This window comes from Sphingobium sufflavum (assembly GCF_021403115.1).
In the GTDB taxonomy this organism is placed as follows: domain Bacteria; phylum Pseudomonadota; class Alphaproteobacteria; order Sphingomonadales; family Sphingomonadaceae; genus Sphingobium; species Sphingobium sufflavum.
Genome location: NZ_JAJSSH010000001.1, coordinates 472,798 through 498,039, shown reverse-complemented (window position 1 = coordinate 498,039; position 25,242 = coordinate 472,798). Strand labels below are relative to the sequence as shown.

Sequence of the window (25,242 nt, the reverse complement as noted above, 5' to 3'; positions counted from 1 at the left end):
AGCCTCTGTCGATGACCGATCTGTGCCTCCGTCATCACAAGGAGGCGAGCGTGGGCGAACATCTGGCGAAGGCCATTCATTTGCAGGCACAGGCCTGTGCGGACCTGGGCGCGCCCTTCAGCGCCGCCATCCTCCGCCATGCTGTCGCCGATGTGGAAGCCGGGGGCATCGTGGCCGGGCTGCTGACGCCCTGGAACGGGGTTGCGGTTGCCGATCTGGTCCGCGACGCGGTTGCGCTCCGATTGCTGGCGGCGCTGCACTATCTGGTGCTGGACGGACGCGCGCCGGCCCTTGCGGCACAATATCCGTCGAAGGGCCATAACCCCGACAGGGCATGGGCGGCCGCACAGGCAGCCCTCGCCGCCTCAGCCGACGCGGTCGCAGCGATGCTGACCCATGAGCCGCAAACCAATGAAGTGCGCCGGTCGGCCTGTATGCTGGGCGGTTTCCTGACCATCGGGCAGGAGACGGGCCTGCCCCTGCGCTGCTTCGAGCTGGGCGCGAGCGCCGGACTCAACAGCCTGTGGGATCGGTTCCGCTATGATATTGGCGGGGCGACATGGGGCGACCCGCTGAGTCCCGTGGTCCTGCCCTGCCGCTGGGACGGCCATGCGCCGTCGCTGGCGGCGGCGCTGACCGTCATCGAACGCTATGCCTGCGACCGGCGACCCGTCGATCTGCGCCGACCGGACGACGCCGTTCGCCTGCTGTCCTACTGCTGGGCGGAGCAGCATGAACGCATGGAACGGCTGCGGGCGGCGATCGCGCTGGCGCAGGCATCGCCCGTCGACGTCGACGCCTGTCAGGCGGCGCAGTGGGTTGCCGGAGCGGTCCCCAGGGACGGTACAGCCACGGTCGTTTTCCATTCCATCGTGTGGCAATATATTCCGGCGGCCGAGCAGGCCGCCATCCTTGCGACGATGCACGCCCATGCCGCCACCGCAACCGCGCACGCCCCGTTCCATTGGCTGCGGATGGAGCTGAGCGAAGCGGCCGGGCAGTTTGAGCTGCGCCTGTGGGACTGGCAAAGCCGTGGGGATCGGCGGCTGGCCGTCGTCCACCCCCATGGCGAATGGGCGCGCTGGTGTTGACGGAGGGCCGGCAGGTGGACAGATCGCGCCACCAATCGGCCAGACTGCACGGTAAGGATGGAGGAAGCGACCGACCCGGACCTGGGGACCGGGGACCGGGGCAACCGCCCGGTTCCTGAAGCAGAAAGCCCGGTGTCCGGTCCGCTACGCCGCGCTGTTCCCGCCTCCGTCCACAATCTCCTGCATCGCCTGTGCAGCCCATCTTGCCGAGGCGGGCGAGATATTGCCTGCGGCCAGTCCGTGGACCTGAAAGGTCAGCCCGGACATCAGGGCAAACAGCGTATTCGCGCGCCCGTCCGCGTCCGGTGGGCCAAGCCATTGTGCGAGCGGAGCGATCATATGTTCCTGCCAGACCCGCACCGCGACATCGCGCGATTCAGGGTCGGCCAGCGCGGACATCAGCATGGCGGTGATCCGAACATTGCTGTCGTCGTGGATGAGCCGCATCATCGTCTCGCCGAAATTCGCCTTCTGCCAGGTGAAGACCGAATTGGTGCGGACAGTCTCAACCAGCGCGGCTTCGAACAGCGCGGCCTTGGTCCCGAAATATCGGACGGGCAGCGATGACGCCACGCCCGCGCGGGCGGAAATATCGCGCAGACCGGCCTGCGCGTAGCTGAGCCTTCCAAAAACCTCGACGGCGGCGGCGAGGATGCGGGCGCGGGTGCGGACAGGATCGCGCCGCCGATCCTCCGGTTTCAGCTCTGCAATGGCCATCCGCCATCCCTATCGCGCGATTCCGCCCCGAACAAGTAAGCCACTGCTCTTTTATATTGAGCAACCGCTCACTTATGATAGCCTGCCCGCAAAGAGACGACGACCGAGGGAGAGAGATGCCCCATATTACGCGCACCCATTGCCGCATCTGCACCAACCAGTGCGGCATCGCCGTCGCCACCGAGGGCGACCGGATCGTGCAGGTCAAGGGCGACTTCGCGCATGACCTGAGCAAGGGATATACCTGTCCCAAGGGCCGGGCGGTCGGTCGGCTGCATCATCATGACCGGGCCATATCGGCGCCATGGATGATGCGGGGCGATGACCGCGTGACGATGGACTGGGATGCCGTCCTCGACGATCTGGCCGTACGGCTGCGCGCCATAATCGACGACCATGGTCCCAACGCGATAGGATTCTACTTTGGCAGCGGGCTGGGCATGGATGCGGCCGGTTTTCGCATGGCCGAGTCCTTTCATCGCGCGCTGGGCTACCCGCCCAAATTCTCGCCGCTGACGATCGACGGCACCGCCAAGGTGCTGGTCAGCAGCCTCGTCGGCGGCTTTCCGGGCCTGTCCGGCAAGACCGACAATGAGGCGGTGGAGATGCTCCTGTATGTCGGCGTCAATCCGATGGTCAGCCACGGCCACAACACCGGCATGTTCAGCCCGCCGACCTGGATCAGGGCCATCGCCGGGCGCGGCGAACTGTGGACAATCGACCCGCTCCGCACCGAGACCGCCGCCTATTCCACCCGGCACATCGCGCCGCTGCCCGGCAAGGATTACGCCATCCTGGCCTGGCTGGTGCGGGAGGTGATCGACGCCGGCCCGCTGTTCGCCGCGCAGCCCGTCCAGGGTCTGGACACCCTGCGCGCGGCACTGGCGGGTTATGACCGCGCCACCGCGGCCCGTGTCGCGGGCGTGGACGAAGAGGAACTTGCCGACCTGCTGGATGCGGTGATGCGCTTTGGCGGCGTCACCGTGGAAACCGGCACAGGCGTCACCATGTCAGAGGGCGCCAATGTGACGCAGTGGTTCGCATGGCTGCTCAACATCCTGACCGGGCGCATGAACCGCAAGGGCGGCGTGTGGTTCCACCCCGGCTTCATCACGCAATTCGACAGTTTCGAACTGCCGCGCATGGACAATCCCTTCACACCCGGCGCGCCCACCATGCCGGAGGTGAACGGCCTGATCGGCGACTGGCCCTGCGCCGCGCTGGCGGGGGAGATAGAGGCCGGCAATATCCGGGCGCTCATCAATCTCGGCGGCAGCCTCGTCCGTTCCTTTCCCGACGCCAATGTGCTGGTCCCCGCCCTTCGGAAACTCGACAGCTTCGTCACGTTCGAAGTGGTCGAGAATGAGACGACGGCCCTGTCCACGCATGTCCTGCCGACGAAGGACCAGACGGAACGGCCCGATATTTCACTGTGGGATACGCTGTGCGGCAGCCTGTCGATGCTCTATTCACCCGCCGTGGTGCCGCCGATGGGCGAGCGGCGATCGGCCTGGTGGATCCTGTCGCAGCTCATGACGCGCATGGGGCTGGAGACGCCCGCCGACCTGCCCGAAAGCGACCGGGTTGCGGGGGCGGATGACGCCATGCTGGCGCGACAGATGGCAGGCGCGCGCTGCACCTTCGAGGCATTGAAGGCGGCGGGCACAATATCCCGGCCGCTGGAGTTTCCCGCCGCATGGGTCGACCGGCATATCGAGCGGATCGGCGGGTGGATCGTCGCCCCGCAACCGCTGGTGGCGCTGTGGGCGCGGACCCGTGCGGCCGACGAGGCGCGAGGCGGGCCACCGCCGCTGAGCTTCATTCCCCGTCGGCAGCGGCGAAAGCTCAACGCCTCACTCTCCTTCCTCGGCAGTCCGGCGGACATCATCCTGCATCCGCGCGACGCCGCCGCGCACGGCATCGCCCATGGCGACCGGGTGCGCGTGACGACGGATAGCGGCGCAATCATCCTGATCGCGAATGTGACCGACACGATCCGGCCCGGCGTCGCGTCCATCCCGCATGGCCATGAAGGCGCGAACGTGAACCTGCTGACCAGCGTGCAATCGGTGGATGCGATGACGGGCATGGTGCTCTATTCCGGCATCCCGATTGCCATAGAGAAGGGTGAGCCGGTGGAGGCGTGACATCGCGGCGGGCTGTCCGGGCGATGATTGAGGGCTGAGGTTCCCTGCTGGCGATCCGGCGATCGCCCATACCGGTCCCGCGCCGGTCAGGCCGTCACCATCCGCGCGTCACCGCTTCACCGCCAGCACCGCGCCATTGGGGCAGACGGAGCCACCGAGCCTGCCGCCCAAGCGGGGACAGAATGGTGCAGTGTGCCGGTCTGGCGACCTGTAGCGCGTTGGGCAGGCACCACCCCTGACTCTAGCGCCCTTTCGCGCCGGGAAAGAATTTATAGACCATGCGGTTGCTGTAGGTCTGGCCGGGGTTCAGCCGGACGCTGCCGAAGTCCGGGCGGTTCACCGCGTCCGGAAAAGCCTGTGGCTCCAGCACGATGGCGTCGCCCTGTCGATACAAGCCGCCGGACTTGCCGCTGGTCGTCGCGTCGAGGAAATTGCCGGAGTAGAATTGCAGGCCGGGCTGGTTGGACCATAGCTCCATGGACCGGCCCGAATGGGGATCGCTCACCCGCGCCATCATCTGCATCGCGCTGGGCGGCGTCCGCGAGACGACCCAGTCATGGTCATAGCCCCGACCGATCCCGATCTGTGCGTCGGCCATGGTGCGAACCCGCTCCCCGATGCGATGCGGCGTGCGGAAATCGAAGGGCGTGCCCGTCACGTCGCGGAACTCACCCGTCGGGATCAGAGTCGCATCGACCGGCGAATAGTGGGCGGCGGGAATGGTCAGGACATGGTCCATCGCGCTGATCGGGGAGCCTTCGCCCCCCAGATTCCAATAGGCATGGCTGGAGAGGCTGACCACCGTCGGCCGGTCCGTCGTCGCGCCATAGTCGATGCTGAGCTGGTCCTTCTCGTCCAGCCGGTAGACCACGGTGCTGTCCAGCCGCCCCGGAAAACCCTGATCGCCATCGGGACTGACGTAGCGCAGCGTGACCGCCGCAGCGTCCGGGGTGGAGGTGGCGCCCACCACCTGCCAGACGACGGTGTCGAAGCCGCCCTTGCCGCCATGCAGCGCATTGGGTCCGTCATTCAGCGTGACCCGGTACGCACGACCGTCCAGCGTGAACGCGCCGCCCGCGATCCGATTGGCCACGCGCCCGACGCTGGCGCCCATGAACTGCCGTTTGGCCAGATATTCGCCCAGCGTGGCATGGCCGAGCGCGATGTCGGCCTTGCTTCCCTTGGCATCGGGCAGGATGACCGACTGGATCGCCGCGCCATAGGTGATGATCGTCGCGGAGACGCCATGCCGGTTGGTGAGGGTGATCGCCTCCACCCCATGGCCATCCGGCATGGTGCCGAACGGACGGCGTGCGATCTCCGTCGCGGATGCAGGCTGTGCGGCCAGCAGCGCCGCAGCCAGTACGACCTGTTTCATCATCCGCCTCACTCCTGAACCTGCACCACCGTGACGGACTTTGGCGGCAGGCGCAACGTCAGCCTGCCCGCCGTCGCCACCGCCCTGAACGGCACCGGACTCACCGCCTGGGGCGCGTCGAAGCTGTTGACCGCGTTGACGGTGGGCGCGGTCAGCATGTCCCCCACGGCGGCGGTGGCCGTGACGCCCGGAATGGCGACGTCGATCTCCGCCGGGCGGTTGGGATCGACATTGGTCACGGCCAGCCAGACCTTGCCGTCCGCACCCTTCGCCGCGATGGCGTCCACCCGTGGCAACGTCACAGTGTCGAACCGGTAGCTGCCGGCGGAGAGGGAAACGGGCAGGAAACGCGCATCCTGGAACGGCACATACATTCTGTAGACATGGTAGGTGGGCGTGAGCAGCATCTTCGCGCCATCGGTCAGGATCATCGACTGGATGACATTGACCATCTGGGCGATGTTGGTGAGGCGCACACGGTCCGCATGGCGGGCGAAGATGTTGAGGTTGAGGGCGGCGGCGATGGCGTCGCGCACCGAATTCTGCTGGCGCAGAAACAGGAAATTCTCGCCCTGCGGCCGCAGCCACAGCCCCCATTCGTCGACAGCCAGCGCCACCTTCCTGCCCGGATCATATTTGTCCATGATCGCCGAATGTTCGCTGAGCATATCCTCCATCTTGAGGGTGCTGGCGAGCATCCCGGCATAGTCCTTCTCGCCGAACTCGACAGAACTGGCCATCATCGGCAGGGGCAGGCCAGTGTAATAATGCAGGGACAGCGCCTGAATGTTCCAGCTATGGCCGGTGCGCTCCTTCCACGCCTTCATCACCGCCTCGGTATAGGCGGTCTCGCCCAGCCCCTGCCCCACCGCGACCCGGATCATCGGGGACTTGGCGGGCTTGATGAAGCTTTCGACCTGATCGGGATGATGGCTTTTCGTGAAGGTGGCGAACAGCTTCATCTTCTCGACATAGGCGTCGGCGCTCATCCCGCCCCCGCAACCCCAGCTTTCATTGCCGAGGCCGAGATATTTGATGCGAGAGGCTGGCTTGCGGCCGTTGGCGACCCGCTCCTGCCCCAGCGTGGTGGGCAGTTCGACAGTCATATATTCGAACCATTCGGCCGCCTGCTGCGGCGTGCCGCTGCCGACGTTGACGGAGATATAGGCCTCGCTGCCGATCTGATCGACGAAATCCAGGAATTCGTTGGTACCGAAGCTGTTCGGCTCGATCACATTGCCCCACTGGTTGACGTGGGAGGTGCGGCGCGGGCCGACGCCGTCGCGCCAGTCATAGGCGTCGGCAAAGCAACCGCCCGGCCAGCGGACATTGGGAACCCGCAGCGCCTTCAACGCGGCGACGACATCGCTGCGGATGCCCCGCACATTGGGGATTTTGGAATTTTTGCCGACCCAGACGCCGCCATTGATGCCCTCGCCCAACTGCTCGGCGAACTGGCCGAATATGTCGCGGCTGATCGTCGCGCCGGGCTGGTCCGCTCGGATCGACAATCGCGTCGGGTCGGCGGGCTGGGCAACCGCCGCCGAAGCCGTGGCGGCGAGGAGGATGCCGCCGATCATGGCGGAAAGGCGAGTCTTTTTCGATACCCGCGATGCGTTGGTCCCGTCCGTTGCCATCGGCAAATCCCTCTCCCTGTCGCGCCGGGCGACGATCCGGCCGCACGCAATAATGTATATATTATTTGTCTGAGTAATTATACGTTGTCAAGGCGTGCGCGCGCCGTCACCTCCTGTCCGTCCATCTCGCTTATGGCCCGGATTCTATCGAATGGCGGGTTGAGGCACCGGGGTTACGACTGACACAAAGGGGGCACGAACCCAGTCAGATCATCGGGACACAGGAGAGCGGCATGGCGGACAATGGCGTGGGCGAAACGCTCGACAGCTTTGATGGCCTGTTGCACTGGCCAGCCCTCAGCGACTGGATCGAGGCGCAGCCGGACGTGCCCGGACAGGGACCGGTGACGGCCGTGGCAAAGATGGCGGCGGGCCTGTCCAACGCCGTTTTCCTGCTGCACCGGGGCGAGACGTCGATCGTCCTGCGCAGGCCGTCGAAGCGCGCAAAGCCGCCCAAGAGCAACGAGACGATGCTGAAGGAGGCGCGCATATTGCGGGCGCTGGACGGCAGCACCGTGCCCCACCCGGAACTGTACTCCGTTTGCGATGACGAGAGCGTCACCGGGGCCTGCTTCTACCTGATGTCGCCGCTGGAGGGCATGGCGAAGTCGGGCGCGCTGGAAGGCGACTATGCGACCAACCCGGTCTGGCGGCGCGCCATGGGCGAGGAACTGGTCAAGGCGGCGGTGGCGCTGGGGAAGGTGGATTATGCGGCGGTCGGCCTCTCCGACCTCGGCAAGCCGGAGAACTGGCACGCCCGGCAGGTCGAGCGGTGGCGGTCGCAGCTGGAAGGCTATGCCGCGACCCCCGGCTATAATCCGAGCGACCTGCCCTATTTCGAGGAGGTCGGCCGCTGGCTGTCGGACAATATCCCGGACAACCAGCGCATCGGCATCGTGCATGGCGACTTCCAGTTTCCCAACGTGATGTTCTCACTCAAGGCGCCGAAGATTTCCGGCGTGCTGGACTGGGAGCTGACGTCTCTGGGCGACCCCCTCATGGACCTCGGCTGGATCTTGTCGAGCTGGTGGGAGGATGGCGACCCGGAGGGCAAGGGACCGATGGTCACGCCGTGGGACGGCTTCCTGTCGCGCGCCGAACTCATCGACCTCTATGGCGCGCTGAGTGGCCGGGATATGAGCTGCATCCCGTGGTATTTCGCCCTGTCCTGCTACAAGCTGGCCTGCCTGCTGGAAGGCACGACCGCCGCGTGGAAGGCGGGCAAGGTTCCCGACAAGGTCGGCGCGTCCGTCCACGCCTATGCGACATGGCTGACCACCAAGGCGCGCCGCGTCGCCTTCCCCTGAACAGTTTCAAACATGATGACGAGGTGGTGAAATGGACTTTTCGGTCGATCCCGAATTCCAGGAAAAGCTGGACTGGATGAGCACGTTCGTGCGCGAGAAGGTGGGGGCGATGGACCTGTTGTTCCCGCAAGGCAGCGAGCAGTTCAACACGAAGAACAAGGTCGCCCGCCATATCGTCAAACAGCTCCAGCAGGAGGTGAAGGACAATGGCCTGTGGGCCTGCCACCTGACGCCGGAGATGGGCGGCAAGGGCTATGGCCAGTTGAAGCTGGCGCTGATGAACGAGCAACTGGGCCGCACGAGCTGGGGTCCGGTCATCTTCGGCTGCGCCGCGCCCGACACCGGCAATGCGGAGATCGTGGCCATGTTCGGCACGGACGAGCAGAAGGCGAAATATCTGCGCCCGCTGCTCGATGGCGAGATATTCTCCACCTACGCCATGACCGAACCGCAGGCGGGGGCCGATCCCAAGGAGTTCACCTGCCGCGCCTGGCGTGAAGGCGACGAATGGGTGATCGAGGGGGAGAAATGGTACGCCTCCAACTACAAGAACTCCTCCTTCGTCATCGCCATGGTCATCACCAACCCGGACAATGCACCGCATGAACGGATGAGCATGTTCCTGATCCCGTCGGACACGCCCGGCATCATCGACGTGCGGGACGTGGCGGGCATGAACGACCCGGCGGACAATGGCCATCACGCCTATCTGCGCTTCGACAAGGTGCGGGTGCCGCTGGACGCGATGCTGGGCGGCCCCGGCGAGGGGTTCAAGCTGGCGCAGGCGCGGCTGGGCGGCGGGCGCATCCATCATGCGATGCGGGTCGTCGGCCAGTGCCAGCGCGCCCTCGAAATGATGCAGGAGCGCGCGGTGTCCCGCCGCACGCAGGGCCGCCCGCTGGGCGACCATCAGCTGGTCAAGGCCGACATCGCCAACTCCGCCATGGAGCTGGAGATGTACCGCCTGCTGGTGCTCAAGACCGCATGGCTGATCGACACCCAGCCGCATGGCGCGGCGCGGATGCACATCGGCATGAGCAAGGTGGCGATGGCGCGCGTCTATCATGACATCGTGCGCCGCGCGGTGCATCTGCATGGCGCGCTGGGCACCACGCATGAGACGCCGCTGGCCAAGATGTGGATGGGCATCCCCATGCTGGACGTGGCCGACGGGCCGACGGAAGTGCATCAGGTCCAGATCGCCAATGCGCTGCTCAAGGCCACCACGCCCGCCGAGGGCCTGTTCCCGTCCGAACATATCCCCACCCGCACGGCGAAGGTGCGGGAAGAATGGGCCGAGATTCTGGCGGAAGCGGAACAGGCCGTGGCGGTGCGGGAAGCCGCTGGATAATCATCTGGTCCGGGCGTCTGCATGGGCGCCCGGTGGCTGCGCCGGCGGGGGATGACGATAGATTGACCCACCTCGTCATGGCGAGCGTAGCGGAGACATGACGATTCAGAGGACAGTCATCCCATTCTGGTAATGGCAACAGATGATGGGGAAATCGTGGGCAACCCGGCATCCATCCGCCGCCCCTGCGCGCGAGGATAGCGCCTGCCTGTCGGGGACGCTACGCCACCCCGACGGTCGCGGTTATCCTGCCAAGGTTCCGGTCCTGCCGTTCATCGACGGGTAGCGGCTCTGCCACCACCAGCCGGGAGCGACGGCGCCGCCGCTCAATGCCGGACGCCGCGCTTTCGATGGGTGCTCGGCGGCTCGCCGAACTGCTCGCGGAACGCGCGGTTGAAATGGCTCTGGCTGGTGAAGCCCAGCATCTCCGCGATGACCGCGATGGACATGTCGCCCTGGCACAGGATCTGCTGCGCCCGATCCAGCCGCGCCTTGAGCAGATATTGGTGCGGCGACAGTCCCACCGCACGCTTGAACACCCGGCAGAAATGGGACCGCGTCAGGCCCGCCAGTTCCGCCAGTTCGTCAAGGCTATGGTCCGCCTCCGGCTTGCGCGCGATGGCGTTCAGGACGTTGTGGATGCGGTAGGAGGAGAAGGAGGAGGTCGGGAACTCCGCCGGTCCCGCGCTCGACGGGCCGCGCATCATATGGGCCTTGAGCGCGTCGATCAGCGCGGCGACATAGGCGTCCCGCCCGTCCGACGACGGCTTGTAGAGTTCCGCCAATATCTGCCGCGCCAATGCCGCGCCCAGCGGGTCGGAAAAGGCGAAGTGCATCTTGCCGAAATGCTCCAGTACCGAAGCGGCGCGCACATCGTCCCGGTCGATGCTGAAGGTGACGACGTCCAGTTCCCCGTCCACCAGCCAGCGCGTCGGCATGGTCGCGGGCACGATGGTCGCGGCGCCGGGAAAGGATGTCGTCTCGCTCCACCCGTCCCGGTCCCATGTCCGCACATTGGGCTTGCCGCCCAGATGCACCACGAACAGCGGTTCGGGCAGGCCGGGCAGGGTGTAGTTGCCGACGAAGCTGCGCCAGCGGGTGAAGCGCCAGCGCCCGTCGGACGAGGACACGGCCATTTCCGGGCCGCGTTGCAACGTGTCGGCGATGATCGCTTCGGAATGCCATGGCGGCGGCGGCGCGATCAGCATGGGCGGACCTGCACCGCCGGAACGGACGGCCTATGATCGGCCGCCATCGGATGGCCCCGGCCCTGTGTGGAAATCCTCACCTGCAACCGGGCCGCTCCTTGTATCTCTGGTCCCTGCGGCACCCTTATATCCTGCATCGCGGCCAATGCCTCGCCAAAAATTCGGGCCATTTTCCGATATGTCCCGGAGTATCCGAAACACCGACCCGTGGAGAGCGGGGAGGACGCACAGGCGACGGACGCAGCCCATCCCATGGCGATCCGCCCCGGTCTTTCGATGCTGCATTGTCCGAACCGTCGACCGTGGGGGCAAGCGGAAGGTCTTCTATCGCCCCCGCCATTCCGGCACTCGCTTTTCCGCAAAAGCCGCCGGTCCCTCAACATAATCCTCCGACGCCAGCATCGCGGCCATCGCCGGATAGGACCATTGCTCGACGATCGCCTGCTCGATCGGCGCGGTCTGGCCCCGGCGCACCGCATCCTTCGTCGCGCGGATCGACATGGGGCTGCACGCCAGTATCTCGCCGGCCCAGCGCCGCGCCAGGGACAGCAGGTCGCCATCCTCCGCCACCTCGTTCACGAAGCCCAGCACCAGCCCCTGCGCGGCGGAGAGGCGGCGGCCGGTGAGCAGCATCCCCATCGCCCGTTTCAGGCCGATCTCGCGCGGCAGCCGCTGGATGCCGCCGCCCAGCGCGGCCAGCCCCACCTTCGCCTCCGGCAGGGCGAAACTGGCGGTCGCGGACGCCACCACGATGTCGCACGCCAGCGCCAGTTCGAAGCCGCCGCCCATGGCCACGCCATTGACCGCCGCGATCACCGGCTTGTCGAGATCGAAGCGCGCGGTCAGCCCCGCAAAGCCGGTGGGCGGGTTGGTGAGGCCACCGCCCGCCGCCTGCTGCTTCAGGTCATGACCCGCGCAAAAGGCCTTCTCCCCCGCGCCGGTGATGATCGCCACCCATTGGTCCGGGTCGGCGGCGAAATCGTCGAAGATCGCCTCCAGCTCGTCATGCGCCTCTGCGCTCAGCGCATTATGCACTTCGGGCCGGTTGATGGTGACGATGGTCAGCCGCCCGTCCCGCTCCACCCCGACATGACGCCATGGCACGGTCACAGCGCCTCGACGATGGTGACATTGGCGATGCCGCCGCCCTCGCACACCGCTTGCAGGCCATAGCGCAGGCCCCGCGCGCGCAGGCTGTGAATCAGGGTCGTCATCAGCTTCGTTCCCGTCGCGCCCAGCGGATGGCCCAGCGCGATGGCACCGCCATTGACGTTGAGCCTGGCCGGGTCCGCGCCCAGCGCCTTCGTCCAGGCGAGGGGCACGGGCGCAAAAGCCTCGTTCACCTCATACAGGTCGATGTCCTCGATCCGCATGCCCGCCCGTTCCAGTGCCCGGCGGGTCGCGCCGATCGGCTCCTCCAGCATGATGATCGGGTCGCCGCCCGTGACGGTCATGTTGACGATGCGGGCGATAGGGGTCAGGCCATGGTCCCGGATCGCCCGGTCGTTCACGACCAGCGCAGCCGAGGCCCCGTCGCAAATCTGGCTGGCGTTGGCGGCGGAAATCACGCCCCCTTCGGTGAGCAGCTTCACCGAGCCGATGCTGTCGAGGGTCGCGTCATAACGGATGCCCTCGTCCCGGTCATGCACGCCGCCCTCCACCGCCAGCGGCACGATCTGGCCGTGGAACGCCCCGGCCTGCGTCGCAGCAGCGGCCTTGCGGTGGCTGTCCAGCGCGAAACGGTCGAGCGTGTCGCGGTCGAAGCCATATTTGGCGGCCAGCATCTCCGCCCCCTCGAACTGGCTGAACGTCTCGACGCCAAAGCGTTGCTTGATGCGGTCGCTGAACGGGCCGACGCCCACCCCGTCACGTTCATGATAGGAGATGTTGGTGAACATGGGCACGCGCGTCATGCTCTCCGCCCCCGCGGCGATCACCACGTCCTGCGTGCCGGACATCACGGCCTGCGCCGCGAACTGCACGCATTGCTGCGAACTGCCGCATTGCCGGTCCACGGTCACGGCGGGAACGCTGACCGGCAGGCGGGAGGAAAGGACGGCGTTGCGGGCAAAGGCGAATCCCTGCTCCCCCGCCTGCGTCACGCAGCCCAGCACCACATCCTCCACGGCGGCGGGGTCGATGCCGCTGCGGTCCACGACGGCGTCCAGCACCGCCCCGCCCAGATCGGCCGGATGCCAGTCGGCCAGCGCGCCCTTGCGACGGCCGCCTGCGGTACGGACCGCCTCTACGATATAGGCTTGTGCCATGGTCATGCTCCTGAAAAACGGGGTGTGCGTCGGCCGGCGAAGGCGGTGACGCCCTCCCGGCAATCCTGTGTGCCGCCCATCGCGGCGATGGCGCGCGCCTCCGCTTCGAGTTGCGCCTCCAACGGGGTGTGGGAACTGGCGAGGAGGAGCGCGCGCGCCTCGGCCACTGCAGCGGTCGGCGCGGCGGCGAGCGCCCGCGCCTCGGCCAGACCCTCGGCCGGCAGGTCGGCGGCGACACGGGTGACGAGGCCGATGGCGGCCGCCTCCTGCGCGCCGATGCGCCGGTTGGCGATGATGATCTCCTGCGCGCGCCGCACCCCGACCAGCCGGGGCAACAGCCAGCTCATGCCCCCATCGGGCGAGAGGCCGACACTGCCATAGGCGGCGGTGAAATGCGCGGTGTCGGCGGCCAGCACGACATCGCCGATCAGCGCGAGGCTCAGCCCCGCCCCCGCCGCCGGACCATTGACCAGCACCAGCAGCGGCCTGGCCATCCGCATCAGGCGGGCGATGGCGAGGTGCAATGTACCCGCCAGTTCGCTGAGGTAGGCGGGGATGCCCTGCCCCGCCTCCGCAAAGACGGACAGGTCGCCGCCGCCGCAGAACAGCTTGCCAGCGCCGGTCAGCACCACGCAGCGGAGGGACGCATCCTGATCGCAGACGATCGCGGCGCGCAGCAGCCCGCGCGCCATCGCCATGTCGACGACATTGCCCACCGCCGGGCGGTTCAGTGTGATCGTCGCGATGGGGCCGTCAATGTCGAGGAGGACGGGATCGCCGCTCACCGGCACCGCTCCATCGCTGCCCGCGCCAGGGCCACGACACGGGGATAGGCCGCCGCCCGCTCCCGCGCATGGGCCGATGCCGCCGTCCCCCGGATCACCCGCCCCCTGATGCCGTGGAAGATCGCGGCGAGGCGGAAGAAGTTGAACGCAACGTAAAAGTCCCAGTCGGCGATCTCGTCGCGCCCCGTGCGGGCGCAATAGGCGGCGACATAGCTGGCCTCGTCCGGGATGTTGAGCGCCACCAGATCCGCCCCGCCCAGCCCCGCCACGATGTCCGGCGGCATCTGGTACATCATCGCATGATAGGCGAAATCCGCGAGGGGATGGCCCAGCGTGGACAACTCCCAGTCGAGCACGGCGATGACGCGCGGCTCGGTCGGATGAAAGATCATATTGTCGCAGCGGAAATCGCCATGGACGATGCCCGTGTCGTCCCCCGCCGGGATGTTCGCGGGCAGCCATTCGACCAGCGCGTCCATGTCCGCATCGTGCCCGGCGTCGGCATCACCGCGATATTGCTCCGCCCAGCGCCCGATCTGCCGCGCAAAATAATTGCCCGGCTTGCCATAATCCTCCAGCCCCAGCGCGCGATAGTCGAGGCTGTGCAGGCGCGCGATGGCCGCGTTCATCGCGTCGAAATAGGCCGGGCGATCCTCCCGCGCGACACCGGGGAAGGTCGCGTCCCAGAAGATGCGCCCCTCCACCATCTCCATCACATAGAACCAGCTCCCGATCACCGCATCGTCGGTGCACAGGCCAAAGACCCGCGCGACCGGAAAGCCCGTGCCATGCAGCGCGCCCAGCACCCGCGCCTCCCGCTCCACCGCATGCGCGCCTTTCAGGATCGCGCCCGGCGGCTTGCGGCGCAGGACGTAACTGCGCGCCGGCGTGATCAGCTTGTAGGTGGGGTTGGACTGGCCGCCCTTGAACTGCTCAACGGTCAGCGGCCCGGCATAGCCGTCCACATGGCCTTCCATCCAGCGGGCCAGCGCCGCCTCGTCGAAGCGATAGGCGTCGCGCACCGGGGTCGTGCCCGCGTTGGCGTCCTGCGTCAGGGCGTCGTTGGAGGGCGCGCTCATGCCTGCGCCGCCTTCCAGTCGCGCTTGATCTTCTTGGCGAGCGACCATTTGTGGACCTCCGTCGGGCCGTCATAGATGCGGAAGGCGCGGATTTCCCGGAACACCTGTTCCACGATGCTGTCGCTGGTCAGGCCGGACCCGCCCATCACCTGAACGCAGCGATCCGCGACGCGCATCAGCGCCTCCGACACCGCGACCTTCGCCATGGAGCTTTCCGCACCGCCCGGCGCGCCCGTGTCCAGCACGTCAGCGCACCAGTCGATCATCAGTTCGGCCTGTTTCAGGTCGATGAGATTGTCCGCCAGCAGGAAGCCGACGCCCTCATGGTCGATCAGCACCTTGCCGAAGCCATGCCGCCGGTTGGCATAGTCGGTCGCGATCTCGTTCGCGCGGATGCACGCCCCCAGCCAGCGCATGCAGTGGGAGAGGCGCGCGGGGGCCAGCCGCACCTGCGCATATTGGAACCCCTCGCCCGCCTGCCCCAGCATCTGGTCGGCGGGCACGCGCAGGTTGCGGATGTCCACCACCGCATGGCCGCCGGGCATCGAACTGTCGAGCGTGTTGGGCACATGGACGACCCGGATCGCGGGATCGGGCAGGTCGACGAGGAACATGCAGGCCCCTTCGTCAGCCTTTGCCATCACGATGCCGACCTGCGCGCCCTGTGCGCCCGTGATGAACGCCTTGCGCCCGTCGATCACCCAGTGATTGCCATCGGGGCGGCATGTCGTCTGCATCATCGACGGATCGGAACCCGCGCCACCATCCTCCGCCGGTTCGGTCATGAAGAAGGCGGAGCGCGCCTCCCCCGCCACCAGCGGCTTCAGGAAACGGTCCTTGATCTGGGCGCTGCCCACCTTGCCGAGCAGATACATATTGCCTTCATCGGGCGCGGCCGTGTTGCAGGCCAGCGGTCCCAGCGGGGACAGGCCCGTCATGCGCAGCACCAGCGCGGTCTGCCGCTGCGACAGGTGCCGCCCGTCCGGCAGGATGTGGGGGCTGACCACCCCGGCGTCGCGCGCCAGCCCGCGCAGTTCCGCCACCAGTGCGTCGGTCGGGCAGTCATGATGGTCCCGACGCGGATCGCGCTCATAGGGGGCCACGACCCCGCGCACGAACCGCTCCACCCGCGCGGCGATGTCCCGCACCGTCTCCCCATCGACTCCGCCGGTCAGGGGCGCGCTCATTTCGGCGCCATGCGGATCGCGCCGTCGAGGCGGATGACCTCGCCGTTCAGCATCGGGTTGGCGACGATATGTTCGACCAGCGCGGCAAACTCGTCCCCCTCGCCCAGACGGTTCGGAAAGGGCACCTGCGCGCCCAGCGAGTCCAGCACATCCTGCGGCAGCGTGCCGAGTTGCGGCGTGCGGAAAATACCCGGCGCGATGGTCATCACCCGGACGCCCAGCCGCGCGAACTCCCGCGCCACGGGCAGGGTCATGCCGACGATGCCGCCCTTGGACGCCGCATAGGACACCTGCCCGATCTGCCCGTCATAGGCCGCCACGCTGGCGGTGTTGACGATGACGCCGCGCTCCTCCGGCCCGACCGGCCCAGCGCCCTGGAGCCGCGCCGCGAACTTGGACAGCATGTTGAAACTGCCGACCAGATTGACCGTCACGACCCGCGTGAAATCGGAAAGCGGCATCGCCTTGCCGTCACGGCCAATGATGCGTGCGGGCGCACCGATGCCCGCGCAATTGACAAGGATGCGGGCCTTCCCATGCAGGCCCTCGGCCTCGTCCAGCGCGGCCTCCACCGCTCCTTCGTCCGTCACGTCCAGCCGGATGAAATGCCCGCCGATCGCGCTGGCATGGGCGCCCCCCAGATCGGGGTTGAGGTCGAGGATGGTGACCTTTGCCCCCGCCTTCGCCAGCCGCGCCGCCGTCGCCCCGCCCAGCCCCGATGCGCCGCCCGTGACGATCGCCGCCAGTCCTTCGATGTCCATCTTCGTCCTTTCGCTATGCCGCCGCCGTCCCCGTCAGGGGATCAGCACGGCCTTGATGCAGTCGCCGCGATGCTGCGCCGCGACGGCTTCGTTGATGTCGGCAAGGGGGTATGTCTTCACCAGCCGGTCGAAGGGGAAACGCCCCGCCCGGTGCAGCGCGATCAGTTCCGGGATGAAGCCATCGAGGTCGCTGTCGCCCTCGATGATGCCCATGATCCGGTGGCCGAAGGTGATGAGCGAGGCGAGGTTGATCGCCACGCTGCTCTCCGGCCTGGGCGGAACCCCGACGAGGCCCAGCAGGCCATGGCTGCCCAGCGACGCCAGCGCCGCCTCCACCACCGGCTCCCGCCCGCTCGTCTCCAGCGCAAAATCGACACCGGCGGGCCGGATCGCGCGGATCGCCGCCGCCACGTCGCCGCCCGCACCGCCATCCAGCGGGTCGATCACATGGGTCGCGCCCAGTTCCAGCCCGATCGCGCGCCGCGCCGCCACCGGTTCGACCAGGATGATCGTGGCGCAGTCCCGCACCGCCGCCGCCATCACCGCCGCCAGCCCCACCGGCCCGCCGCCGAAGATCGCGATGGAGGAACCCGCCGGGCAATCCATGGAGCGCAGGACCGCCCCCGCCCCGGTCTGAAGCCCGCATCCCAGCGGTCCCAGCAGTTCGAGCCGGAGCCCTTCCGCATCCACCTTCACCAGATTGCGCTCCTCCGCCACGGCATAGGCGGCAAAGGAGGACTGGCCGAAGAAGCTGGCCGACAGCGCCCGGCCGTCGCGGCTGAGCGCGCTGCTGCCGTCGGACCGGGCGCCCGCATAGTTCAGCACGGGGAATTGCTGGCAATAGGAGGGCAGATCCTCCGCGCAGCGCGGGCAATGGCCGCAACTGCTGAACCCGATGACCACCGTGTCGCCGGGCTTCACCTTGGTCACGGCGGACCCGACCGCCTCCACGATGCCCGCCCCCTCATGCCCCAGCACGGCGGGCAGGGGGATGGGGATGAACTGGTCGCGCGCGACCAGATCGGTGTGGCACAGCCCCACGCCCATGATGCGGACCAGCGCCTCATGGGCGCGCGGTTCGCCGATCTGGACCGTGGCGACGGTGAAGTCGGCATGGGGCGCCTCGGCAATGGCGGCGATGATGTCCATGAGCCTTCGTCCTTCCTTCTGTGTCAGGCCGCGGTGTAGCCGCCGTCCGCGATGAACTCCGACCCGGTGATGAAGGCGGCGGCGTCGCTGGCGAGGAAGGCGACGAGCGGCGCGATGTCGCGCGCCTCGCCCAGCCGTCCCATGGGAATGAGCTTTGCCCACGCCGCCAGGGCGACGTCGGGCGGGATGATGGCGCCGTCCGCGTCGCGCGGCGGTTCCCAGTCGGCGCTGAGGTTGGTCGCGACCGGTCCCGGCATGACGCAGTTCACGCGGATGCCGCTGCTCGCCAGTTCGGTCGCCACCGCCTTGGACAGCGCCCGCACCGCGCCCTTCGTCGCGCTATAGGCGGCAAAGGCGGCCCCGCCGACCTTGCCGTAGATGGAGGAGACATTGACGATAGCGGTCGTCGCCGCACCCTGCGCCAGCCCCGCGCGCAGCAACGGCAACCCGCCCTGCATGCCCAGATAGACGCTCTCCACATTGATCCGCTGCTGGCGGCGCAGGATGTCGATGCCCGCCTCCGCAAAGGGACTGGCCATCATCACGCCCGCATTGTTGACGAGGATGTCGAGACGGCCATGGCGCGCCTCCACCGCCGCGAACACGGCGGTCCAGTCCGCCTCCGAGGCGACATCGTGGCGCAGGGCTATGATCCCCTCGCCCAGCCCATCGGCCACCGCCTGCACGCCGTCGCCATTGATGTCGGTCAGGATCAGCGTCGCGCCGAGCGCATGGAACTGCGTCGCGATCTCGCGGCCGATGCCGGACGCCGCGCCGGTGACAATCGCCACCTTGTCTTTCAGGTCATGGATGCTGGTCATGGGAGCCTTCTCACAAAAACAGGGGCGTCAGATGTTGGATCGGGGAAAGCGCGTGGGGGCGAGGACGGGCAGCCAGGACAGCGCGCTGTCGCAATAGGCTTCGGCATCGGGCCGCACGGCAGCGAAATCATCCATCGTCCCCGCCTTCACGATCACCATGTCCGGCAGCGCCTCCGCCACGGAGATGATGGGGGAACCGCAATCGGGGCAGAAATGGCGGGCCACGCCCTTGCCGCTCTCCCCCCGGTCGGCAAAGATGCGGGTCTCGCCGCTCTGTTCATAGGCGGCGGCCGGAATGGCGCAGACGACGGAAAAGGCGCTGCCGCCCTGTTTCTGGCAATGGCGGCAGTGGCAGACCGCCGTCAGCAGCGGCGCGCCCGAAAAACGGTATCGCACCTGCCCGCACAGGCATCCGCCCGATTGGGCGCCGTCATGGGTTTCGGTATCGCTCATAGCGCCATCACCACCGATTTGGGTTCGAGATAGGCGTCCAGCACCTCCGGCCCGTTCTCCCGGCCGATGCCCGACATCTTCATGCCGCCAAAGGGGAAGGCGGGGTCCGCCAGCATGATGCAGTTGACGAAGACGGTGCCCGCCTCGATCCGCTCTGCGGAAAGATGCGCGGTAGCGAGGTCGCGGGTCCACACATGGGCGGCGAGGCCATAGGCGCTGTCATTGGCCAGCGCGATCGCCTCCTCCATGTCGTCGAACGGCGTGGCGGCGAGGACGGGACCGAACACCTCCTCCCGTGCGATCTCCGCGTCGGGCGGCACGTCGCGCAGCAGGGTGGGGGCGAAATAATGACCCCTGCCCGGCAGTTGCGGGGTCGCTCCGCCCACAGGGCCGACCGCCTCGATCCCCGCCGCCCGTGCGCGGGTGGTGAAGCCTGTCACCTTCTCATGCTGGCGCGCGCTGATGAGCGGCCCCATCAGGCTGGCCCGGTCGCTGCTCGCGCCCATCACCTGCCCCGCGCCGACGGCCGCTATCCCCTCCAGCACCTGCTCATAGACGGAGCGATGGACATAGAGGCGCGTGCCCGCATAGCAGACCTGCCCGCTGTTGAAGAAACAGCCCATCGCCGCCTGCGGGATCGCCTGCGACAGGTCGGCATCGGCGCAGATGATCGACGGCGACTTACCGCCCAGCTCCAGCGTCACCCGCTTGAGGTCGGGGACGGAGGCGGCGAGGATGGACTGGCCCGTGGCCGTCGATCCGGTAAAGGCGACCTTCGCCACGTCGGGATGCCGCGCCAGCGCCGCGCCGGTCGCGCCGTCGCCGGTGACGACCGACAGCACGCCGGCGGGAAAGCCGACCTCCCGCGCCATCTCCGCCAGCCGCAGCGCGGTCAGCGGCGTTTCCGGCGCGGGTTTCAGGACGACCGTGCACCCGGCGGCCAGCGCGGGCGCGATCTTCCACATGGCCAGCACGATGGGGAAATTCCAGGGCGTGATCGCGGCGACGACGCCCACCGGTTCCCGGCGGGTATAGACATGATAGCGGCCCGGCGAGGCGCTCAGCGTGCCCGCCCGCCCCGCCAGCTTGCCCGGCCATCCGGCATAGCTGCGCAGCCAGGCGATGGCGGCCGGAATATCGACCGTTTCCGTGATCGCGATCGGCTTGCCGGTGTCGAGGGATTCCAGCGCGGCGAGGCGCGGCAGCTCCGCCTCCATCGCATCGGCCAGACGGTGGAGCAGCCGCTCACGCGCCAGCGGGGGCAGGTCGCGCCAGGCCGGGTCGCGAAACGCTTTCTTCGCCGCCCCGACGATGGCGTCGACATCGGCCGCGCTCGCCACCGGAATATCGGCGAAACGCTCCCCCGTGCAGGGGTCTTCATCCGCCAGATGACGGTCGGCCCGCAACAGGTCGCCCCCCGCGCGCAGCGAAAGGTCGGGCAGGACAAGGTCGGCAAAGCCCGCTTGCATCGTCATTGAACGGTCCTTCCCCGCTTGCGGAAATCGCTGGGCGGCTCGCCGGTAAATTGCCGGAAAGCGCGCGTGAAATGGCTTTGGCTGGTGAAGCCCAGGAAATCGGCGATGGTGGCCAGCGCCATGTCGGACTGCACCAGCAGGTGCTGCGCCCGGTCGAGCCGCGCCTTCATCACATATTGATGCGGCGACACGCCCGTCGCCTTGCGGAAGATGCGGCAGAAATGGGAGGGCGTGACCCCCGCCTGCGCCGCCATCTCCTCCAGCGTGTGATTGTCCTGCGGGCGCTGCTGGATGCGGCCCATGATATGGTGCAGGCGGTAGGCGGAGAAGGCCGTGACCGGAATCTCCTCCTGCGCCGGGGGGTTAGGACCGCGCAGGATGTGCGCCTTCAGCGCATTCACCATCGCGCCCACATAAATGTCCCGTTCCGGCGAGGCGGGGGCATAGAGTTCCGCCAGCACCTGCCGGGTCAGCGCCACGCCCAGCGGATCGGAAAAGGCGAAGCGCATACGCCGGAACTGGTCGGCGGCGGGCGCGGCGTTCAGGATTTCGGACGACATGCTGAGCGTCACCACGTCCAGTTCGCCATCGACCAGCCATCCCGTCGGCTGGCCTGCGGGAACGATGGTCGCGCAGCCGGGGACGCTGTGGATCTCACTCCACCCATCCCGGTCCCATGTCTTGACCAGCGGCTTGCCCGCGATATGCACGGTGAAGGCGGGATCGGGCAGCGGCGGCAGGCTGTAGCTGCCGACGAACTGGCGCCAGCGGCACAGGTGCCAGCCCGCCGACTCCGAACCCAGTTGCACGTCGGGCAGGCGGCCCAGCGCGTCGATGATGATCGCCTCATTGGTCTCGCGCGGCTGCACCATCAGGACGGCACCATCCTGACGTCGAGATTCTTGAGGCCGTTGATGAAATTGGACCGGAAACGGCGCGGCGGCGCGACCACCTCGAACCGCGCCACCGTGTCCGCCAGCAGCCCGAACGCGACCCGAAGCTGCATCTCCGCCAGCCGCGATCCGACGCAGACATGCTGTCCCGCGCCAAAGCCCAGATGCTGGATATTGCCACGCCCGACATCGAAACGGTCGGCGTCGGGAAAGACGCTCTCGTCCCGATTGGCCGCGATATACCACATCACCACCTTGTCGCCTTTGGCGATCCGCTGCCCGCCGATCTGCGTGTCGGCGGTCGCGGTGCGGCGCATGTGCATGACGGGGCTGGCGTGGCGCACCATCTCTCGCACGGCGGTCTTGAGCAGGTCGCGGTCGTCCCGGATGCGCTCCCATTCGCCCGGATGGTCGGAGAAGGCGCAGACGCTGTGGCTCAGCGAATTGCGCGTCGTCTCGTTCGCGCCGACGAGGGCGAGGATGAAATTGCCGAGGAACTCGCGGAACGCCACCGGCTGCCCGTCGACCTCCATCGTCGCCAGCAGGGTGCCGAGGTCGGTGCCGGGGCGGGCGCGCCGGTCCTCGAACAACCCCTGCGAGAAGGCGATGAACTCCGCCATGATCGCGCCCATGGCCTCCAGCGACTGGCGGAAATCCGGGTCGTCCTCACCGACGAACGCGTTGGTCCAGTCATAGAGCTTGACCCACATGTCCGTGGGCAGGTCGAACAATTCGCACAATGTCAGCAGCGGCAGCGGCGCGGACAGCAGGGGTACGAGGTTGACCGCCTCGCCCAGCGGAATCTGCGTGATGAGGTCAGCGCACCGTGCCGCGATCCGTTCCTCTATGCCCGCCAGCCGATTGGGGGAGACGGCGGGCATGATGAACTTGCGGTAATTATTGTGCAGCGGCGGATCGAGGGAGATGAAGGGAACCCCGATCGCGCTCTCACCGGCGCCGGTGAGGCCGACCTCATTCTCGTTGAAGATGCGGTGCCCGCCATTCTCATGCGCGGAGGAAAAGAGGTCGGGCCTCTTCGACACCTCCACGATGTCGGCATAGCGGGTCAACGCCCAGAAGCCGCTGCCATCGCTCTCCGGGTTCCAGTACACCGGCTGCTCCTGCCGCAGGCGGCGGAAGACATCATGGGGGACATGATCGACATAAAGGTCGGGGTCTTTCAGGTCCGTGACCGGGAAATCCGGGGGAGTGATGGCGGCGGCTGTCATGGCGCTCCCCTCCTTCAGAAGCTGAACCGTGCGCTCACGCCATAGGTGCGCGGCGTGGACGGGATCAGGAAGTTGTAGGGGAAGCCCGCTCCGCGCAGGTCGAGGCCATAGCTGTACACCTCCCGGTCGAAGAGATTGTTGACCCAGGCGCGAAGCTGCACCGGGCCATGCTCCAGCACCAGCGCGGCATTGACCTTGGCATAGCCCCGCTGGAGCAGCTCCGCATTATTCTGCGCCGTGCCGACCGCATTCTTCGCGTTGAAGGGCGAGAAGAACTGGCGGCTGAAATAATTGACGCTGGGCGAGAAGGTCAGCGCGTCCGACCCGGTGTCGAAGATCTTCCAGTCGACGCCCGCCTGACCGGTCCAGCGCGGCGCGAAGGGCAGGTCGTTGCCGGACAGGTTCGTGCCCTGGAGCGTCAGCTCCTTGTAGATGGCGTGGAGATAGCCGCCCGACGCGTTGAGGACGAGACCGGGCGCGATGCGCAGGCTGGCCTCCACCTCGCCGCCATACACCTCCGACTTGGGCGCGTTGACGAGGAAGGAGACAGGCCCCGGCCGCGTGTCCTGCACCTGCTGGTTGGTGTAGTCATAATAGAAACCGGCGGCGGACAGGGTCAGCCTGTTGTCCAGGAACCGCCCCTTGACGCCCGCCTCATAGGCATTGACCCGCTCCGGCGCGATATAGGTGATGCCGACGGAGGAGGTGTAGCCGCCACCGTTGAACGCGCCGGACCGATAGCCGCGGCTGTAGCTGGCATAGACCAATGTGCCGCCGTCGAACGTGTAGCTGAGCGCCGCACGGCCCGTCAGCGCATTATTCTGGCCGTCGATGGCATAGCGCGCGGCGGGGTTATAGGCGCAGGTGCCCGCAACGCCCGCACAGGGCACGGTCGTCGCCAGCGGCGTCATCGCACCGTTCACACTGCCCGCGAACAGATAGGCATAGCCATCGTCGTAGCGCGCCCGGTCCCAGGTGTAGCGCGCGCCCAGCGTCAGCACGAGCTTGTCGGTCAGATTATAGTCGCCCTGCAGGAAGGTCGCATAGGACCGCCGCGTCTGGCGATAATTCTGGAAGAACCCGCCATCGACGCCGGGGGCCAGCGCGCTGCCGATGTCGAAGCGATTGTCGGTGACGACCCGGTCCCAGCCATAGAAGACGCCGCCGACCAGCTTCAGCCGGTCGCCATCATAGTTGAGCCGGGCCTCCTCGCTGAACTGGCGGAAGTTCGACCGCCAGTTGATGTTGAGCACGTCGAGCGGCGATCCGTCCGATGCCTGCTGCAAATCCTGGCTGCCGCCGTCGTAGGAGGTGATCGAGGTGACGGTGATCTGCGGCGTCAGTTCCAGCGCGACATTGGCGGCGACACCCCAGGCTTCCGTGCGGTTGAGGCCGAGCCGGTTCTCGTTGACCTCGAAGAAGCCGACGCCGGAACGGAACGGCAGCAGGCCATGGACCGCCGCCTGCGCGCCCCGGTCACGTCCGGCATAGGCCCTGATCTTGATGTCGAGCGGGCCATTGCCCGGCCGGATGCGCAGGGACGCACGGCCTTGCAGCGTATCGACGCTGTTGCCGTCCCGTCCCGACCCGGAGACATTGCGGATCTGGCCGTCGCCCTTTTCATAATTGCCCGCAATGCGCAGGCCCAGTTCATCCTCGACCAGCGTGGTTTCCACCGCGCCCTGCACCTTGAGCGTGTTGAAATTGCCATAGCCCACCTCGGCATAGCCGTTGGTGTCCTTCAGCTTGGGCGCGCGGGTGATGAAGTTGATCGCGCCGCCCGTGGTGTTGCGCCCGAACAATGTGCCCTGCGGCCCGCGCAGAACCTCGATCCGGTCAAGGTCGAACAGGCCCATGCCATGGCTGGTCCGCGCGGCGATATAGACGTCGTCGATATAGACGCCGACCGGCGAGGCCTGATTACTGTTATATTCGTTGGCGACGCTGATGCCGCGCAGCGAGAAATTGGGCTGGGTGCTGCCATAGGGGCTGCTGACCTGAAGGTTGGGCACCGCGGTCGCCAGCGATGCGCTGTTGCTGATGCCCTTGTTCGCCAGGGTGTCGCCGCCGATCGCGGAGATGGCCAGCGGCACGTCGAGCAGCGACTGCGAACGGCGCTGCGCCGTCACGACGATGTCCTGCTTCCCCGCGTCCGCCTGCGCTTCGGCCTGCGGCGCCTCCTGTGCGAACGCCGGGGCGGCGGTGCCGCACAGCAAAGCCGCCACGATGGCGCGACTGGTGATCCGGTGAATCATAACCTCTCCTCCTGCAACTATCGCGACCCTCAGGGCCGTCGGTGTCTATGAG

Annotated in this window: 21 protein-coding genes; 4 read left to right on the top strand and 17 right to left on the bottom strand. The window is 67.3% G+C overall.

Features of this window, described 5'->3' with window-relative positions; all coding sequences use genetic code 11:
- The first annotated feature begins 11 nt into the window (after positions 1-11).
- A complete protein-coding gene (locus LWE61_RS02505) occupies positions 12-1,091 on the top strand; it encodes a DUF2332 domain-containing protein (protein ID WP_234148421.1) in 1,080 nt (359 codons plus the stop codon).
- 144 nt (positions 1,092-1,235) lie between these two features.
- Here LWE61_RS02505 and LWE61_RS02500 read toward each other — a convergent pair whose 3' ends face one another.
- Complete coding sequence (locus LWE61_RS02500; RefSeq protein ID WP_234148420.1) at positions 1,236-1,808, bottom strand: TetR/AcrR family transcriptional regulator; 573 nt, start codon at positions 1,806-1,808, stop codon at positions 1,236-1,238.
- A 116-nt stretch (positions 1,809-1,924) separates the two neighbouring features.
- Between LWE61_RS02500 and LWE61_RS02495 the strand changes: the two genes are divergently transcribed.
- Positions 1,925-3,955 carry a molybdopterin-containing oxidoreductase family protein gene (locus tag LWE61_RS02495; protein WP_234148419.1) on the top strand — a complete coding sequence of 677 codons (2,031 nt, stop codon included), beginning with the start codon at positions 1,925-1,927 and terminating at the stop codon, positions 3,953-3,955.
- A 241-nt stretch (positions 3,956-4,196) separates the two neighbouring features.
- On the opposite strand, the gene LWE61_RS02490 is transcribed toward LWE61_RS02495, so the two are convergent.
- Both LWE61_RS02490 and LWE61_RS02485 read right to left on the bottom strand, forming a co-directional pair.
- Positions 4,197-5,333 (bottom strand): aldose epimerase family protein, encoded by a 1,137-nt coding sequence (locus LWE61_RS02490; RefSeq protein WP_407696184.1) that lies wholly within the window; start codon positions 5,331-5,333, stop codon positions 4,197-4,199.
- An 8-nt stretch (positions 5,334-5,341) separates the two neighbouring features.
- Entirely contained in the window at positions 5,342-6,970 is a 1,629-nt protein-coding gene (locus LWE61_RS02485) for an alpha-N-arabinofuranosidase (protein ID WP_234148417.1), read from the bottom strand.
- Positions 6,971-7,203: 233 nt separating this feature from the next.
- Between LWE61_RS02485 and LWE61_RS02480 the strand changes: the two genes are divergently transcribed.
- Positions 7,204-8,277: a phosphotransferase family protein gene (locus LWE61_RS02480; RefSeq protein WP_234148416.1), complete on the top strand. Its 1,074-nt coding sequence runs from the start codon at positions 7,204-7,206 to the stop codon at positions 8,275-8,277.
- A gap of 31 nt (positions 8,278-8,308) precedes the next feature.
- Positions 8,309-9,628, top strand: coding sequence for an acyl-CoA dehydrogenase family protein (locus tag LWE61_RS02475; RefSeq protein WP_234148415.1), 1,320 nt, complete (start codon positions 8,309-8,311; stop codon positions 9,626-9,628).
- A gap of 326 nt (positions 9,629-9,954) precedes the next feature.
- On the opposite strand, the gene LWE61_RS02470 is transcribed toward LWE61_RS02475, so the two are convergent.
- From LWE61_RS02470 to LWE61_RS02405, 14 genes are all read right to left on the bottom strand, one after another.
- The gene (locus LWE61_RS02470; protein WP_234148414.1) at positions 9,955-10,836 is read right to left on the bottom strand and encodes a helix-turn-helix domain-containing protein; all 882 of its coding nucleotides are present in this window, start codon (positions 10,834-10,836) and stop codon (positions 9,955-9,957) included.
- A gap of 324 nt (positions 10,837-11,160) precedes the next feature.
- Positions 11,161-11,946 (bottom strand): enoyl-CoA hydratase-related protein, encoded by a 786-nt coding sequence (locus LWE61_RS02465; protein ID WP_234148413.1) that lies wholly within the window; start codon positions 11,944-11,946, stop codon positions 11,161-11,163.
- Positions 11,943-13,103, bottom strand: coding sequence for an acetyl-CoA C-acetyltransferase (locus LWE61_RS02460; protein WP_234148412.1), 1,161 nt, complete (start codon positions 13,101-13,103; stop codon positions 11,943-11,945). Before LWE61_RS02460 ends, LWE61_RS02465 begins: the two co-directional genes overlap by 4 nt.
- 2 nt (positions 13,104-13,105) lie before the next feature.
- Entirely contained in the window at positions 13,106-13,894 is a 789-nt protein-coding gene (locus LWE61_RS02455; RefSeq protein WP_407696177.1) for an enoyl-CoA hydratase/isomerase family protein, read from the bottom strand.
- Positions 13,885-14,967 carry a phosphotransferase gene (locus LWE61_RS02450; RefSeq protein ID WP_234148410.1) on the bottom strand — a complete coding sequence of 361 codons (1,083 nt, stop codon included), beginning with the start codon at positions 14,965-14,967 and terminating at the stop codon, positions 13,885-13,887. The genes LWE61_RS02455 and LWE61_RS02450 overlap by 10 nt, the downstream gene beginning before the upstream one ends.
- Positions 14,964-16,154, bottom strand: a complete 1,191-nt coding sequence (locus LWE61_RS02445; RefSeq protein WP_234148409.1) for an acyl-CoA dehydrogenase family protein — start codon at positions 16,152-16,154, stop codon at positions 14,964-14,966. The genes LWE61_RS02450 and LWE61_RS02445 overlap by 4 nt, the downstream gene beginning before the upstream one ends.
- Positions 16,151-16,915, bottom strand: coding sequence for an SDR family NAD(P)-dependent oxidoreductase (locus LWE61_RS02440; protein WP_234148408.1), 765 nt, complete (start codon positions 16,913-16,915; stop codon positions 16,151-16,153). The genes LWE61_RS02445 and LWE61_RS02440 overlap by 4 nt, the downstream gene beginning before the upstream one ends.
- A gap of 33 nt (positions 16,916-16,948) precedes the next feature.
- The gene (locus LWE61_RS02435; protein ID WP_234148407.1) at positions 16,949-18,064 is read right to left on the bottom strand and encodes an NAD(P)-dependent alcohol dehydrogenase; all 1,116 of its coding nucleotides are present in this window, start codon (positions 18,062-18,064) and stop codon (positions 16,949-16,951) included.
- Between the two features lie 23 nt (positions 18,065-18,087).
- On the bottom strand, positions 18,088-18,885 hold the full coding sequence (locus tag LWE61_RS02430; protein ID WP_234148406.1) for an SDR family NAD(P)-dependent oxidoreductase: 798 nt from the start codon (positions 18,883-18,885) through the stop codon (positions 18,088-18,090).
- A 27-nt stretch (positions 18,886-18,912) separates the two neighbouring features.
- Positions 18,913-19,338: a GFA family protein gene (locus LWE61_RS02425; RefSeq protein ID WP_234148405.1), complete on the bottom strand. Its 426-nt coding sequence runs from the start codon at positions 19,336-19,338 to the stop codon at positions 18,913-18,915.
- Complete coding sequence (locus LWE61_RS02420) at positions 19,335-20,813, bottom strand: aldehyde dehydrogenase family protein (protein ID WP_234148404.1); 1,479 nt, start codon at positions 20,811-20,813, stop codon at positions 19,335-19,337. The genes LWE61_RS02425 and LWE61_RS02420 overlap by 4 nt, the downstream gene beginning before the upstream one ends.
- Positions 20,810-21,685: a helix-turn-helix transcriptional regulator gene (locus LWE61_RS02415; protein ID WP_234148403.1), complete on the bottom strand. Its 876-nt coding sequence runs from the start codon at positions 21,683-21,685 to the stop codon at positions 20,810-20,812. Before LWE61_RS02415 ends, LWE61_RS02420 begins: the two co-directional genes overlap by 4 nt.
- Positions 21,685-22,935 (bottom strand): cytochrome P450, encoded by a 1,251-nt coding sequence (locus tag LWE61_RS02410; protein ID WP_234148402.1) that lies wholly within the window; start codon positions 22,933-22,935, stop codon positions 21,685-21,687. The genes LWE61_RS02415 and LWE61_RS02410 overlap by 1 nt, the downstream gene beginning before the upstream one ends.
- A gap of 14 nt (positions 22,936-22,949) precedes the next feature.
- Complete coding sequence (locus LWE61_RS02405) at positions 22,950-25,190, bottom strand: TonB-dependent receptor (protein WP_234148401.1); 2,241 nt, start codon at positions 25,188-25,190, stop codon at positions 22,950-22,952.
- Positions 25,191-25,242: the final 52 nt, after the last annotated feature.